Below are 15,661 nucleotides of genomic sequence, written 5' to 3'. Positions count from 1 at the left end.
AGATCGGTCGCCTGCGTCTGGAACGCGAGGTCGTCCGCGGCGGCATCAGCATGACGACGCCCGAGCAGGTTGTCGAGGTGACCGAGGCGGCCGAACCGGCGGAGGCTGACTCGGCGGGGACGGCCGGGGAACCCGGCGTGACGGAGCCGGCCGGCCCCGAGGGCTTCACATCCCCAACCGGATTCCCGGCCGGCTACCGGCTCGCCTACCGAGTCAGTGAGCCCGCCGAGCAGTACAACGCCCAGATCTCACTGCTCACCGGTATGTGCGCTGCCCGGATCATGGTCGAGTGCGGTGTCGGCATCCTGCGTACCCTGCCGCCGGCACGCCCCGAGGACTACGCCCGTCTGCGGCGCGTAGCCGCGGCACTGGGCATCGACTGGCCGGCTGCGCAGCCCTACCCCGAGCTCGTGCGCGACCTGGACCACGCCGTGCCCGCCCACGCCGCCTTCATGGACCAGGCCATGTCCCTCTTCCGCGGGTCGGGATACCTCGCCTTCGGCGTGGGCGGCGTTGGTGTTCCGGCCGACGACGAGGCCTCCGACACCGAGGAGGCCGTCCACTCGGCGATCGCCGCCCGCTACGCCCACGTCACCGCGCCGCTGCGCCGCCTCGTGGACCGCTACGGCGAGGAGGTCTGCATCGCCGCCTGCGCTGGGAGACCCGTGTCCGAGTGGGTGCTCCAGGCCCTGCCCGAGCTGCCCGGCGTCATGGAGCAGACCGGCAAACGCGCCCGAGCCATCGGCCGTGGCGCCCTGAATGCCCTGGAGGCCCTGGTTCTGCGCGAACACGAGGGCGAGGCCTTCGACGGCGTCATCACCTCCGAGCACAACGGACGCGGCGAACTCGTCCTGGCCGAGCCCGCCGTCGTCACCGAGGTCCGGGCCGGTAAGGGAGTCTCCGACGGCGGCCTCCCGGTGGGTGAACGGGTACAGGTCCGCCTCCTGTCCGCCGACCCCGCCGCCGGCATCCGCTTCAGGCTCCTGCGGGACCAGTCCTGAGGAGCTCGGCGCGTCAGTCCCTCGGGAGGAGCTGATCAAGAAGCTCCTCGAAGTCGGCTCCGACGAGCTCCAGTGCGCCGCGTGAGGTGAGCGAGGCGACGCCGTGGACGGCCGCCCAGGCGGCGGTCGCGGCGGCCTCGGGCGCATCTGGGTGGTCCTTCGTAAAACGGTCCCGCCACTGCTCAAGCAGCGGCAGGGACGTGGCCCGCAGGTCCCTGCCGCTGCCGGCCAGCACGTCGTGGCGGGTGATGAGATCGAAGGCGTGGGGATGCTCGACGGCATAGGAGACGTAGGTACTCGCGGTGTCTCTGAGGCTCCCTCCGGCCTCGGCGATGCGCTCGCGAAGCTCGCCGAGGCAGGCCTCGGCGATCGCGGCCAGAAGCAGTGCGAGGGTGGGGAAGTGGCGTCTCGGCGCGCCGTGGGAGACGCCGCAGCGCCGGGCCACCTCCCGCACCGTCACCGCACCGATGCCATCTTCGTCGAGCAGCTGACGCCCCGCCTGGATCAGTCGGTCCTCCGTTGTATGGCTCATGGCCCTAGCCTGCCTCTTGTAGACGGTGTCTACAAGGTGGTAGACATCGTCTACATGACGGTTTTCGGGTACTCCCTCGCCCTGGTCGCGTGTGGGTCCGCGCTGCACGCCCTGTGGAATGCGCTGGTGAAGCGGTTGGGCACCTCCGACGTCGCCTTCGTGTGGGTCTACAGCGCCATCGCCGCACCGCTGTGGCTGGTGGTGCTGACAGTGGTGGCGTCATCGGGAGGACTGGGCGCGGCCTGGTGGGCGGCCCTCGTCAGCACAGCGCTGCACACGGCCTACGCGGCGGTTCTCCAACGCGCCTACTCGGCGGCGGACCTGTCAGTGGTCTACCCGGTCTCACGCGGACTGGCGCCGGTCCTGGTGACGGTGGTGGCGGCGCCGTGGAACGGGGGTACGCGCGTCATGCAGGTGGCGGCGTTTCCGGCGGTCCTCGCCGGCGTCGTCCTCGCCTCGGGTGCCACGTGGCGGAATCTGACCCGGGCCCGAGGCCTCTGGGCGGGCAGCGCCGTCGCCTCCTGCACCGCCGCCTACACTCTGTGGGACGCCTTCGCCGTCGCGCACCTGCACGTCTCTGTTGTGCCCTACATGGCGCTGTCCAGTCTGGCTCAGCTCGTGCTGCTCACCGTCGTGCTGGGCCGACGTCGCCGCGAGCTGCCCGCCGCGCTGGCCGCCGGCTGGGCCCGAGCCCTCCCCATCGCGGTGCTGGTGCCGGCGAGCTATGCGCTGGTGCTTGTCGCCATGCGCTTCGGACCCCCGTCCGTCGTCGCCACCTCCAGGAGCCTCAACGTCGTCTTCGGCGTCATCGCCGGGGTGTGGCTCCTGCGTGAGCCGTTCACCAGGCGATCAATGCTGGGAGTCGCGATGATCGTCGTCGGAGTCCTGTTGGGAGCAAGCTGATCCCGGAGCCGTCCGCGAGCTGGCTCCGGCGCCCGCCGATGGCCAGGCGAGGTCCGGTCATGACAGACTGTGCGTGTGCGTACCGGTGAGAACCCCTCGCAGACCGCCCTCGACCATCCCGACGACGCCCGTCGCATCCCTCGGGCCGGCTCCTCGGAGCCTCTCGGTCGGTCCAGCCAGTCGAGTCAGACCGATCCGATGGTTCCCGCGGTGCCCGTGAGCGCGCCCAACCTGACCGCCCTGCCCGATGACCACTCCGACGAGCTCGAGTCCTCCCCACGTGAGGAGTGCGGCGTCTTCGGTGTGTGGGCCCCCGGTGAGGACGTCTCCCGTCTGAGCTACTTCGGCCTGTACGCCCTCCAGCACCGCGGCCAGGAGTCGGCCGGCATCGCCACCTCCAACGGCTCCCAGATCCTCGTCTACAAGGACCTCGGCCTGGTCTCCCAGATCTTCGACGACCAGGCCCTGTCCAACCTCACCGGCCACATGGCCGTCGGCCACGTCCGCTACGCCACCCAGGGGGCCACCACCTGGGAGAACGCCCAGCCGATGCTCGGTCCGGCGGCCGGCTCCACCCTCGCCCTGGTCCACAACGGCAACCTCACCAACACCCGCGAGCTCATGGACGCCGTGCGCGCCACCTCCGGGGAGGACCTCAGCGGTGAGCTGGGCCGCGGCTCCTCCACGGACACCGCGGTCCTGGCCGCCCTGCTCAACCTCGTCTCCGAGAACGGCGCCCTGGAGGGCTGGGACTCGGCCGCCGACATCCTCACCTCCGGCATCACCGATGACGCCGAGCTCGACGCCGCCTACCGCGCACCGGCCCCCTTGAGCGTCCATCAGGCCGCCCGCCGGGTCCTGCCCATGCTGCGCGGCGCCTTCTCCCTGGTCTTCATGGATGAGGGCACGCTCTACGCCGCCCGTGACCCGCACGGGGTGCGGCCCCTGGTGCTCGGGCGCCTGGGCAACGGCTGGGCAGTGGCCTCCGAGACCGCCGCCCTGGACATCGTCGGCGCCACCTTCGTGCGGGAGGTCGAGCCCGGTGAGCTCATCGAGATCGACGAGGACGGTGTGCGCTCCTCGCGCTTCGCCACCGCCCGCCGGGCCGGATGCGTCTTCGAGTACGTCTACCTGGCCCGCCCCGACACCCGCATCGCCGGGCGCAGCGTCATCGCCTCGCGCAACGAGATGGGCGCGGTCCTGGCCCGTGAGCACCCGGTGGAGGCCGACCTCGTCATCGCCACGCCCGAGTCGGGCACCCCGGCCGCCATCGGCTACGCCCAGGCCTCCGGCATCCCCTACGGGCAGGGCCTGGTGAAGAACGCCTACGTGGGGCGCACCTTCATCCAGCCCACCCAGACCCTGCGCCAGCTCGGCATCCGCCTCAAGCTCAACCCCCTGCGCGAGGTCATCGAGGGCAAGCGCCTCGTCGTCGTCGACGACTCCATCGTGCGCGGCAACACCCAACGGGCCCTGGTGCGGATGCTGCGCGAGGCCGGCGCCGCCGAGGTCCACGTGCGCATCTCCTCCCCGCCGGTCATGTGGCCCTGCTTCTACGGCATCGACTTCGCCACCCGCGCCGAGCTCATCGCCACCGGCATGAGCGTGGAGGAGATCGGAGAGTCCATCGGCGCCGACTCCCTGGGCTTCCTGTCCGTGGAAGGTATGGTGGCCGCCAGCGGCCAGAAGGTCGATGAGCTGTGCCTGGCCTGCTTCACCGGCGACTACCCGATCCCGCCGCCCGTGCGCAGCCTGAAGTCGACCAGCATCCCGGTGCGTCGCGTCCCGACCGCCTACCGCGGGCGGCGCCGGGAGAAGGCCGACGACGCCGAGCGCACCGTGCCGCCGGGCAGCATCACCCGCCCGGACCTGGCCTCCGGCAGCCCCCTGGGCTCGACGACGTCGTAGCCCGGGGTTGGCCGGCCGCGCGTTGACTGGCCGGCTCCGGTCAGCCGCCGGCGACCTGTGCGGACCATCTGCTCCAACCTCATCCTTCCGTCCTCCACCGCTCTCTCCGATCCGAGTCCTCAAGGAGCCCCCTCATGACCCAGCAGTCCGAGCAGTCCTCCCCGGGAATCACCTACGCCGACGCCGGCGTCGACACCGCCGCCGGGGACCGGGCCGTCGCGCTCATGAAGGACGCGGTGGCCGCCACCATGACCCCGGCCGTCGTCGGCGGCGTCGGGGGCTTCGCCGGGCTCGTGGACGTCTCCGCGCTGCGTGACTACCGACGCCCCCTTCTGGCCACCTCCACCGACGGTGTGGGCACCAAGGTCGCCATCGCCCAGGCCCTCGACATCCACGACACCATCGGTCAGGACCTGGTGGGCATGGTCATCGACGACATCGTCGTGGTCGGGGCCCGGCCCCTGCTCATGACCGACTACATCGCCTGCGGGCACGTCGTCCCCGAGCGGATCGCGGACATTGTGCGCGGCGTCGCCCAGGCCTGCGCCGCCGTCGGCACACCGCTGCTGGGCGGGGAGACCGCCGAGCATCCCGGCCTCATGGCCCCCGACGAGTACGACGTCGCAGGTGCCGCCACCGGTGTCGTCGAGGCCGACCGGATGCTCGGCGCGGAGAAGGTGCGCGCAGGCGACGTCCTGGTGGCCATGGGCGCCTCCGGCCTGCACTCCAACGGCTACTCCCTGGTGCGCCGCGTCATCGAGCACGCCGGCTGGGGGCTGGAGCGCGAGGTTCCCGAGTTCGGCCGTGCCCTGGGCCAGGAGCTGCTCGAGCCCACGCGCCTGTACACCCGCGTGTGCCTGGCCATGCTGGAGACCCTGTCCTCGCCGGCCGCCCCGGGGCCGGTCCACGCCCTGTCCCACATCACCGGCGGGGGACTGGCGGCCAACGTCGCCCGGGTCCTGCCGGCTGGGCTCATCGCCGACGTCGACCGGGCCTCCTGGACGGTGCCGCCGGTCTTCTCCACCGTGCGCGAGCTCGGCTCGGTGCCGTGGGAGGACCTCGAGGGCACGCTCAACCTCGGCGTGGGGATGGTCGCCGTCGTCGACCCCAGCGCGGTCGACGCCGTCCTGCGAGTGGCAGAGGGCTCCGACATTCCCGCCTGGGTGCTCGGCGAGGTGCACGAAGCCGGGAAGTACCAGACCGAGGGCCGCGTCGTCTCCGGTACGAAAGGCGTTGACGGGGGCGCCGTTGACATCCACGGCACCTACCGGACCTCCTGAGGCGGGGGTGCCGTGAACGCGAACAGCGAGGCCCCCGCCGGATGTGGAATACGTCCGACGGGGGACTCACCCCATGAAGTGTCACGCTTGGCGACCATTCAATCCCGACCGGGCCGGTTCTGGAGCAGGGCGCCAGGTCGGCACAGCCCTGACCCGGGTCGATGTGACGCAGGTGAATCGGGCCAGGAGTGAAGAGTCGCCGAGAGTGACACGGATGGCTGCCCAACAGCCTCGACTCACGCGCTGGTAGGCGCGCGGAAGGGCCGGTAGGTGCGTTCCTCCGGCCCTCCTTGACTGGGGGTGAGGCTACTTGCTGTCCTCGTCGTCCCAGTCATCGTCGTCGACGGCATACTTGGCGGCCAGTTCCTCGTAGTCGATCTCATCATCAGGCTCGGATCCCGAGGACGCTGAGACGAGCTCCCGCTCCAGAGCCTTGTAATCGGTCGCCGGGCTGAAGTACTTGAGCTTACGGGCAACCTTGGTTGCCTTGGCCTTCTGACGGCCGCGCCCCATAGGCTCGACCCCCTCCAACGTGTCACGGCACGCACGTGGGCGCGCTCTTCCTGGTCAAATATGTCGTGGGCCAACCGTACAACGTCAATGCGCACGAGCACCATTCGGACACCGTATGAGAGTCGTGGTGACGCACACCCCACAAGCAGGACGTCAGGCCCACGTGGCTCTCAGGGATTGATCGGTTGATATTTGATAGTTGCTCAGCGTGCCTGCGGGTACTGCCCAAGACCGTCCCGAGGCTCCTTCGGAGAGGCTGGGCTGCCTGGGGTGGTGACCTCGAAGGCCCCTGGGCGGGGCGTCGGGAGAGGCCGTGTGACGGGTGGGAGGCAGCGCTTCGCCTCGGGCGTACGCGGTGGGCCTGACGGACGCACGGGTGGACTGGCTGGCCGAACCGCGAGGACGCACCATAAGCCTCGAGAACTGCACCCCAGGGATCAGTCCTCAGCACTCAAGGTGCGTCCTCGACAGGTGGCCGGTGTGGTTGTAGAGAGGACGTGCGTCCTCGCAGTCAAGGGTGGTGTGGTGCGGTGCTCTGATGGTGCAGAATGGGACTCGGTTTCCGGGGCGAGGGCAGAGATTTGTGCCGGGGGCGCCCTGACATCCAAGCCGATGTGTTCTGGACCCTCAGACCTCTATTGTGGAGTGCATCCTTACACGGGGAGTACGTCCCCTGCCAGGGTGTGGTGTTAGCGCTGTTGTCATTGGGGTTTGCCGCACCTGTCGACAGCCATCGCGACAAGCTCTGTTAGCAAACCTCCTGGTGTCGGAATATGGCGGCTCAGCGCGGTCTTCAGGGCTCGTGTCTGGGCATGTCATTGTGGCTGTGTGGTGGGTGCTCGCGTCTGGTCATCTGGGGTGGCACGGATTGAGCCCTGGTCAACGTAGCCGACGTGTGGGCCGGCGTGGCCCAGATTGTTGTTCTCAGGTGGATTCGTGCCATCTGACCGCGCACGATATTCAGCAACCATCACGCAGCCGACAACACTATCCACGAGGGGTCAGGCAGCGCCGCTGCAACACGACAACGAGCCATAGGGGCCGAGAGTAGATCCTCGGGGGCCAATCCTTGCTCCCTGAAGTGCGTTCGAGGGGTGATCCGGTGGCATCGTTGGCGATGCATATCGAGAGTGCTGGTGATAGATGCGGCGGGCTGTATGTCGGGGGTGGAAGGTGGGACTCGTGTGCGAGGGGTGACTCCTGGGTGATGTTCACCGCTGGGGGAGCTCCCTGTAGCGGCGCTCGCACTCTGGGCATTGAGGCAGAGAGTCAGGATCTGTTCGTGGTACGAAAAAAATGTCACACAGGGCGCGCACCGCCTTGCCCTCGACGGATGCGTCGGCAATATGGCGGCGGTGTGTCACGTGTGCGACGCGGCCTGGTACTGAAGTGACAAGGTGTCCTTGTGATTTGGCCTTTTCAAGGATAGAGATTTGGCGGGAACAATGACCTTCCTCCTCCATTGCGGAATAGATGTCGAAGGACTTGTCCCAACCTTGTTCTGGTGGTGCGATGCATGTCAGCAGACGGTATTCTAGCCTGTGTGCCAATCTAGAGCCAGGTTGGCTCTGTTCTATGAACGACAGGCAGATATCTTCGATTCCGTCCTCGATGGTGATGCTGAGTTCCACTGTTGCCAGTGGCTCTCGTTTGGTGCTCTGTTCGTCTCTCTTTGAAGGGGGTAGTGGGTGTGGAATTGAGGTACGGGCAGTGCCAGCGTGTGATGCCTCCTGTAGGAGTTGGCGTACTTCGTCCTGAACGGAGAGTTCCCATTCAGATAGCACTCGGGCGGCTGTTTCTCGCTTGAGGAGGTCCCAATCCAACTCCGTGGGAAGTAGGGTCTGCCTTCCCTCGGGTGTGCTGCACTGACGTTTCAATGCCTCGTAGAAGTCCTCGCGATCTTCGTGCCCACCCTTTGCAAGGCCTGCTGCGAGAGTCCAGCGGGTACCATCGTCTGCGGTCCATACGCCTGCTCGCCATTGGCTGGAGCGGACCTCAATGAGACGAAGGTCCTGTGAGCAGGAAATGATCTTGTTCGAGGTGGTATGGTCGGTAAGCGCAGTCCTGCACTTGGTGAGAATGGGGTGATCGAGGTGGGAGAGGGGTTGCGCGTCTTCCCAGCGCCCGTCCGAAATTGCTCGTGGTTGAAACGGATTACACCATCCGTCGTTCAGTTCATGAAGTAGTCGGACGGTAGGGCGGGTGGTGCGATCGTGCTGCACGGCAGCATTCTTACATATGGTGCCGACATCTTTGGAATCGGGCTCCGTTGGGTAGAGGTCTCAAAGTTCGTTGGCGAGTTCGTCGATGGCGCTGTGACGAATCGACTCTGCACCTGCAAAACGTTCGGCAAGCTCGCGACGCTCGGTATGACGACGATGCATGAATGCTACGACGTCGCGGCCTGCGATCCGTCGGTCGCGACCTACTCGGTACGACGGGATTAAGCCTTCATCGAGGAGCTTGTACAGGTGGGTGCGGCTCATGCCAAGCCGCGTTGCTACTTGATTGGGTGTGAAGTGGGTGTCTGCACCCATGAGTGTGATGGGGCTGTCTCCTTCGAGGAAGGTGGTCAGGGCAAGAAGAAGATCTTGTAACTCACCCTCGTTGAGGGTGTGGGCGAAATCTTTGAGGGCGGCGCGCTCGTGCTCGTTCACGGACAACGGTGCGACGTCGATCAGGTCTGTCATGGGGGTCCTTTGCGCTGATCGGCAGATGTCATAGATGACACTACACGCCTAGGTGTCACAGATGTCAACTGGGACCTACGGCGTGAGGGCGGTGATGAGGGGGCTGGCCTCGCCGCTCCAGGAGATGGCGAGCTGGTCCCGGGCACGGGTCGCGGCCACGTACAGCAGCGAGCGTTCCCGCAGGAGGGCATCGTCGCGGTCCGCCTCGGAGTACTGCTGGTTCCGTAGCGACCGGGGGATCGCGTTCCTCGAGACGTCGAAGAGCAGTACTTTGCGGAACTCCAACCCCTTGGCACGGTGCATCGTCATGACCACGGGCCTGCCCCGACCGGCGGCCTCGCGGTCCACGGCGCGCACCTCCACCCCGTGCTGCGCCAGGCCATTGACGACGGCGTCGCGCTGGTAGCGGTCACGCACAAGGATGGCGATCGTCTCCGGGGCGCTGTCCTCACTGTCCCGGTCCTGCTCCAGCCACACCCGCAGCAGCTCAGCGGCCTTGCCCAGCTCATCGGCGCGGTCGGCGGCGTGCAGCAGCAGCGGTTCGGGCCCGGAGCGCGGTGAGACGTAACGGTGCTCCTCGGCCTGTCCCTCCATGTCCTCATAGGTGCCGGGGTCGAGGATCCCGAAGGCCACATCGAGGTTCTGACGGGTGGTGCGGTAGTTGCGCGTCAGTCGCCGTGACCTCCCGCGCACCTGGATCCCGTAATGGCTCAGCGTGATCTTCTTGCCGTAGATCCGCTGGTGGGAGTCCTCAGCCAGGAACAGGTCATCCGGGCCAGGCTCCACCAGCGCCCGCAGTAGCTGCAGGTGAGCGGGCGTGAGGTCCTGAGCCTCGTCGACGAGCACGTGCCGGAAGGGGCGGGGTGTGCCGAGGCCTGCCTCATGGTCGAGCCAGGCGGCAGCCAGGGCGAGCTGTTCGTCAAAGGAGGTCACGCCCAGGTCGGCGCTGCGGTCCCGGTAGCGCTCCATCGCCTTCCACACGGCGGCCCGCTTGGACCGGTCCAGGGCCACGCCCCGCCCGGGGCGGCGCACGCGCAGGTACTGCTTGAGAGTCGTCACGCGCTGAGGCAGCACGATCAGCTCGTACTCGGACTCCAGGAAGTCGGCGGAGCGCAACCCCTCGGGCAACTCATCGCCCATGAGGGTGAGGACCTCCTGCCACACATTCTCCCTGGGGTAGGTGAGTACCCGCGCGCGCGACTGGCCGATGACCTCCTGGGCAATGGGGGAGATCTTGGCCCCGGCCTGCTGGAGGATCATGCGCGCCACCCGGTCCAGGCCGCTGACCATGACTCCGGACTCGCCCAGCCTCTCGGTGAAGGGCAGCCGTGGCTCGAGCTGGGCGACCTGGCGGCGCAGGTCGTCGGCGAGGTTGCGCGTGTAGGTCGTCAGCAGGATCCGCGGCTCCTGCCCGTCAGCCTTGTCTCGTTTGGCTAGCTCGACGGCGCGGTGCACAGCAATGACGGTCTTCCCAGTTCCGGCGCCGCCCGAGACGCGCATGGGGCCGTTCGCCCGCCGCTCCACGAGGGCCCGTTGCTGGGGATGCAGGAAGAGCTGCCACTCGGCGAAGCTGAGCCCCTCGATGGCGCGGCGCAAGTCCTCGTCGCTCTCCAGCCAGGTGAAGGTCGAGCGCGCCGCGCGAGTGCGCAGACCAGCGATGAGGTCGGCGTCGGTGGGCTCGGCGACAATGTCACGCGAGGGCCGCAGCCCGAAGTCCTCACGGATCTCCTCGATCGTCGCCCCCGTGGCCAGGTTGAGCAGCGCCTCGCCCTGCCAGGAAACGCGAGCGGTGGAGACCAGATCGAGGAGCTGGGACTCGCGCTGAGCCGCCAGCGCCGCTGCACCGAGTCGGACGTCGATACCGAGCTCGTCGTGCAGCATCTCCACGGTGAGCCCATCGGGCCACACCGGTGCCTGGTCCCGGCTGGGAACGACGACGGCGCCCGGCACAGCGGCGGCGCCGGCCGCCGTTCCGGTAGCCGTTCCTTCTTCACCCCGCTGGCCCCCCGTCCCAACCGGCTCGCCAGGTGCCTGGGAGGGCGCGGAACTGGCGTCGGCTCCTCTGGCGGCCTCCTCGTTGTAACGGCGCGCCTCGGCATTGGCGGCCTGGATGCGGGCCGTCTCGCGGGCGAGCTCGTCGGCCTCGCGCTGGGCGGCGGCGAGCTCGGCCTGGGCCGTGCGCCGCGCTTCCTCGACGGCATGGGGATCCAGGCCGATAAGGTCCCCGACATTGATGACCTCGGTGATGCCATTGCGGGGGTTGACGTGGACGGTGACGGATTCGGCGATCTTGATGGCCTCGTCATGCGGCCAGATGCCGTGAATGACGTAGACGACCTCACCGTCGGCGGTGAGCTCGAACAGGACGGCCCGGTAGAAGTCGGTGACGCGCGCGGTGCGCACGCGCCGGTCCCGCGCTCCACGAATGGGCTCCAGGTGTAGGCCCGAGCTTGTGGTCATGGCGGACAGCTTGCTGATGAACGGCCCGATCTTCGCCCTGAGGGAGGGGTCCTTGGTGGTGGCGTCCTTCGTCTTGCTGCTGGGCAACAGGATCGTAGGCATGTCAGTGTCCTTCCAGGAGGTCGGGGATGAGCGCGCAGATATCGGTGGCGGTGCGGGCCGGATCGTCGCCGGCGATGATGACGCGCCAGCCGGCCGACGTCAGGACCTCCTCATCATCGGCCTGTGGCTCGGCGAGGACAGCAACCTTGGGCGCGGCCCAGGACAGGTCCGTCATGATGCCGTCGATCTCAACGCCGTCGCCCTCGTGGGGGACGCCGGCGGCGGCCAGATGGGGCAGAAGGGCGAGGATGGGCTCGGGGGTAAGGTCCTGGTCGACGTCGTCCCAACCGAGATCGCTCATGGCGGCCGGGCTGCCGGCGAGGTCGGCGACGGCGACCTCGACCTGGGCGCGGGCGTGAAGGTCGGCCACGGCCCGGCTGGTCGTGGTGATGTCCACGGGTACCTGAGCCAGAGCGAGCACGTTGCTCAGACGCAGCCAGGCCAGCCAGGCCTCAGCGTGGTCGGGAGCCTCCAGGGCCTCATCGGAGTCGTCGAGCACGAGGGCCATCCCCGTGGTGGAGGCGCCGGTGAGCTGGACCGCCAGGGCGAGGTGGGGGATGGCGAAGACCGAACCGGAGCGCGTAGAACCCGCGGGGGAGCCTGCTGTATCAGCAGCGCCGGCGGGCTCGGGCAGCTCGGCCTCAGGCCGCAGCACACGTAGTGCCTCCCACAGCGGATCCGCCCCGGCGCCCTGGACGGGGGAGTACCGCAGGGATGCATTTTGCCCCAGGGGCAGGTGGCCGGCGGCGCCGACGATGAGCGGCCCCCATGCGGAGTCGGCCAGAGCCGCCAGGGTGGCGGCGGTCGCACTGGTCTCGGGGTCCTCGACGTCGTCGCTCAGCATCGTCTCCAGGAGCGCCATCGGCCCGCCGCGCCAGGCGGCGATGGCCTGGTCGGTGACGCCGCCGGCGCGCGCCGCCCCCAGGGAACCGTTCTTGAGCTGGGCGATGATGGTCTCACCCAGCCAGGCCGGGTCCCACGGCCCGTCCAGGTCTTCGACGCCTACGGAGATGACCCGGTAGCCGGCGGCGCGCAGACGCGCACGTTTGTCGGCGTCGTCAGCGAGACGGTTGTGCGCGCGACTGGCGTGGTAGCTGCGGCCGTCGGTGAAGATGGCGATGGGACTGCGGCCGCCGGGGCGCAGGCAGGTGAAGTCGGGGCGGGTGCCTCGGGCGTCGAGCTGGGGGCGGATCCGCCAACGGCCCCCGTCGATCTCCAAGGCGGGCGCCCCCGAGGGGTCGCTGGTGGTGCGCACGGCCATCTGCTTGCTCAGAAGCTCGGTGAGTGCGGTGCGGAAGCGCACCTCCAGGGGGCTCTCCCCGGTGCCGGCGCGCACGGCCTCGTCGGTGACCTTCCACTGGGGGACCTCCGGGTCGAGCTCGGCGAACACGCCCTCGGTGTCCTGGGCGCCGGTGTCCTCCAGTCCCAGGAGCTGGCCGATGGCGTGCAGGGCCGCAGCGCGGGTGACTTCGGCGGAAATAGCGTGGGGCCGCAGGCAGTCCGGGCACATGTCCTTGCCCTCGGCGCGGCACGGGCAGTTCTCCAGGTGCTGGCCGGTGCGGATGAGGAGGTTCCAGAGCCGGGTGGAGTCGTCATGGTCGGTGAGGTAACCGGTGCCTCCGGGCACGGTGTCGTGCAGCAGAAGGGCGGGACGGGTCTCGCCGGGGGCGCCGCCGGTCACGGGGTGGGGGACGGAGGCGATGCCCAGGTGGTCGGGGGAGCCGCCAGTGGTGATCTCCAGTCCCAGGAGGATCGCGGAGGCCAGTGAGTCCACCCCCACCCGGTCGGTGGCGAAACCGAGCGGTAGGACAAAGGCGAGTGCCTCAGTGCTCAGCTCGCGCATGAGGTCGACGGCGATCACGTGCTCGGCGGAGTCGCTGCGGTAGCGGCACCAGGGTCGGTGCTCGCGGGCGGAGGAGGCCCGCGTGTCCGTGTCGAGCTTGCCGCAGGCCTCGCACAGGCGGAAGTCCCGCGAGGAGAGGGTGTTGCCGGAGACCCGGTCGACGCTCTGACCGGCCAGGGGCCGCCCGGTGTTGAGCCAGCGCAGGTTCATGCCGCGGTAGCGGGTCACCCCGAACCCGGAGGCCTCCACGTTCCACTGGCGCACCGCGCGGGTGGGGTCGAAGTCGGCCAGGGGCAGGACCTCGAAGTGGGTGCGGAGCCGCTCGTCGCTGGAGTCCCCGATGCGGGCGTCGTCCTGGGAGACGTCGGCGAAGACCCGGCTCAGGCGCAGGACCCGCCGGGCGCGCCCGACCTCGGCAATGTCGGTGTCACGGCACCGGGAGCACTCCGTGGGCGCGGCGGGCCGGGTCTCCTGCGGCTCACGCGCGTCGATGTAGCCGCAGGCCTTGCAGCAGAACCACCACTGGGCCTGGTTGTTCAGGTCGGAGGCGTCAATGCCCTCGATCTCCATCTCCAGGCCGCGGGTGTAGAAGATGGCGCCGGGGGCGAACTCGTGCAGGGCGTGGATGGAGGCCCTCTCGACGTCGCAGGGCTCGGAGTGGAACTCGTCGTCGTCCGGGTTGCGCCAGGAGACGCGGGCGGACAGGCGCACGGAGTCGTCGATGAGGGTGTAGTTGGGCAGGATGCCGTGGCGCTCCAGGGCCGAGACCCAGTGCTCACGATCCAGGTCGAAGATCCGGGACTCGGCTGCCTTCCGGGCTCCCTCGGCGGAGCGATGGGCTCGTGTGTCCTCCTCGGTGGCGTTGGGGCGCTCGGCGGCGACCTTGAGCTCGGGCAGGGCCTCGCGGATCTGGCGCTCCTGGCGGTGGAGCTGCTCGGACTCGGCGCGGTGCTCGGCCGCGGCGCGCTGGAGCATCTCGCGAGGCCCGGCGCCGGCGTCCTGGGTCACCCAGGCGCTCAGGCGGTCGAGCGCCGGCGTGCGCTCCTGGAAGGCAGCGGTGAAGGCCTGCACCAGCAGGGCGCCGTCGCGCTCGATCCGCTCGCACAGTGTGGTGATGAGCGAGCCCTCGCCGGTGGCACCCAGGGCGGTCTTCGCTGTGCCGCCGCCGTGGCCGCCGGAGGGGATGGCCGGGTGGTTCTCGCGGGCGAGGGTGTCGATGATGGAGGCCAGAAACTGGCGGCGCAGGATCTCCTCGGCCCCCAGGTAGGTCGACGGCGGCGCGACGGAGCCGTTGAGGAGCCGATCCGGGGCGTCGAGGATCGGGAGTTGGCTGCGCCTGCCGGGCACGTAGGCCAGGGCGAGCGCTGAGCCGCTGCGGCGGCCCGCGCGGCCCACCCGCTGCACGTAGGAGGCGACGGTGGCCGGTAGGGAACCGAGCATGACGGTGGACAGGTCCCCGATGTCTATACCCATCTCCAGGGTGGGGGTGGCCACGAGGACGTTGGGGTCACCGGGCACCTGCGTGGGGCGCTTGAACCCGGTCTCGACGGCGGCGCGCTCCTTGGCGTCGAGCAGGGAGGTGTGCTCATGGGAGTCAACCCGGCGCACGTGGGCCCCGGCGTACATGCTGCGGTAGAAGCTCTCCGCCGGGTGCGGCTGGGCCCTCAGGCGGCCGGGGCAGGTGGCGGCCAGGCAGGGGGCGGCGTCGAGCTGGTCGACGGTGGCGATGGCGGCGGGCAGCTGGGTGCGGCAGGTGTCGCACACCAGGAGCAGGGCCTCGCGCGTGGTCTCGCGCAGCGGGGAGACGACGACGCGGCCGGCCGGCAGCCCGTAGACGGTGCCGCCGGAGTCGGTGGTGGTGACGCTGAGGATCCCGGCCTCGGCCAGGTGGGCCAGGAGCGCGCAGGCCAGGCGGGAGGCGTGGGTGGGCACGACCCCCAGGCACTTACGGGCCCAGGTGGCGTACCAGGACTTTGAGGAGCCCACCGGCGCGAAGGCCGACTTGCGGGTGTCGAGGCCGCCGCCGACCTGGGGGAAGGCCGTGGCGGTGCGCCCGGTGGGGAAGGCCGGCTGGCCCTGGCGACGGTTGCGCTTGTACCAGATCCACAGGCGCTTGCCATCGTCGCTCTTGTAGCGCGAGAGCCACTCGTGGTCGATGGCGCCCTCGCGGCGCATGTGCTCCAGGGTGCCGCGCACCCAGGCGAGCAGGGCCGCGTCGCTCGTGTCCTTGAAGCCGTCGAGGACGCCCTGCTGGTCGGTCCCGAGGGCCTGACGGGCCAGGGCCACCAGGGCGTTGGCGCGCCCGGCGCTGACGTGGACGGTGACCGAGCCGGTGGCCTCCAGGGTGCGCCCGTAGGTGGACTGGAGGCCCACCTCCAGGGCGATGTCGAACAGGAGCCGACGGCGCACGTGCGGCTTGGCCTGGCTGC

Annotated in this window: 9 protein-coding genes and 1 pseudogene; 4 read left to right on the top strand and 6 right to left on the bottom strand. The window is 69.2% G+C overall.

The genetic code is table 11. The features are described from left to right. Positions 1 to 1,001 (top strand): annotated as a pseudogene (locus tag RWR81_RS09585) (RNB domain-containing ribonuclease); the annotation flags it as partial. 13 nt (positions 1,002 to 1,014) lie between these two features. Here RWR81_RS09585 and RWR81_RS09580 read toward each other — a convergent pair. Continuing rightward, positions 1,015 to 1,533 carry a helix-turn-helix domain-containing protein gene (locus RWR81_RS09580; RefSeq protein ID WP_314457226.1) on the bottom strand — a complete coding sequence of 173 codons (519 nt, stop codon included), beginning with the start codon at positions 1,531 to 1,533 and terminating at the stop codon, positions 1,015 to 1,017. Here RWR81_RS09580 and RWR81_RS09575 point away from each other — a divergent pair. The 3 genes from RWR81_RS09575 (at position 1,525) to purM (ending at position 5,624) form a co-directional block, all read left to right on the top strand. Then, on the top strand, positions 1,525 to 2,436 hold the full coding sequence (locus RWR81_RS09575; protein ID WP_314457224.1) for a DMT family transporter: 912 nt from the start codon (positions 1,525 to 1,527) through the stop codon (positions 2,434 to 2,436). The genes RWR81_RS09580 and RWR81_RS09575 overlap by 9 nt on opposite strands. A 198-nt stretch (positions 2,437 to 2,634) precedes the next feature. Then, positions 2,635 to 4,344, top strand: coding sequence for an amidophosphoribosyltransferase (purF, locus tag RWR81_RS09570; protein ID WP_399498346.1), 1,710 nt, complete (start codon positions 2,635 to 2,637; stop codon positions 4,342 to 4,344). A 134-nt stretch (positions 4,345 to 4,478) separates the two neighbouring features. After that, positions 4,479 to 5,624 (top strand): phosphoribosylformylglycinamidine cyclo-ligase, encoded by a 1,146-nt coding sequence (gene purM, locus RWR81_RS09565; RefSeq protein WP_314457220.1) that lies wholly within the window; start codon positions 4,479 to 4,481, stop codon positions 5,622 to 5,624. Between the two features lie 306 nt (positions 5,625 to 5,930). On the opposite strand, the gene RWR81_RS09560 is transcribed toward purM, so the two are convergent. The 5 genes from RWR81_RS09560 to RWR81_RS09540 form a co-directional block, all read right to left on the bottom strand. After that, positions 5,931 to 6,137: a DUF3073 domain-containing protein gene (locus tag RWR81_RS09560; protein WP_314457218.1), complete on the bottom strand. Its 207-nt coding sequence runs from the start codon at positions 6,135 to 6,137 to the stop codon at positions 5,931 to 5,933. A gap of 1,211 nt (positions 6,138 to 7,348) precedes the next feature. Beyond that, complete coding sequence (locus tag RWR81_RS09555) at positions 7,349 to 7,768, bottom strand: DUF3039 domain-containing protein (protein ID WP_314457216.1); 420 nt, start codon at positions 7,766 to 7,768, stop codon at positions 7,349 to 7,351. Between the two features lie 651 nt (positions 7,769 to 8,419). Next, complete coding sequence (locus RWR81_RS09550; RefSeq protein WP_314457214.1) at positions 8,420 to 8,827, bottom strand: helix-turn-helix domain-containing protein; 408 nt, start codon at positions 8,825 to 8,827, stop codon at positions 8,420 to 8,422. A gap of 75 nt (positions 8,828 to 8,902) precedes the next feature. After that, a complete protein-coding gene (locus RWR81_RS09545) occupies positions 8,903 to 11,389 on the bottom strand; it encodes a UvrD-helicase domain-containing protein (RefSeq protein ID WP_314457212.1) in 2,487 nt (828 codons plus the stop codon). A 1-nt stretch (position 11,390) separates the two neighbouring features. Further along, positions 11,391 to 15,661 (bottom strand): helicase-related protein (locus RWR81_RS09540; protein ID WP_314457210.1); only part of this gene is annotated, 4,271 nt, incomplete at its 5' end.

Origin of the sequence: uncultured Actinomyces sp. (assembly GCF_963526355.1) — a bacterium.
In the GTDB taxonomy this organism is placed as follows: Bacteria; Actinomycetota; Actinomycetes; order Actinomycetales; family Actinomycetaceae; genus Actinomyces.
Note: the sequence above shows the minus strand (reverse complement) of the source record. Positions and strands in the feature narration are given on the sequence as shown.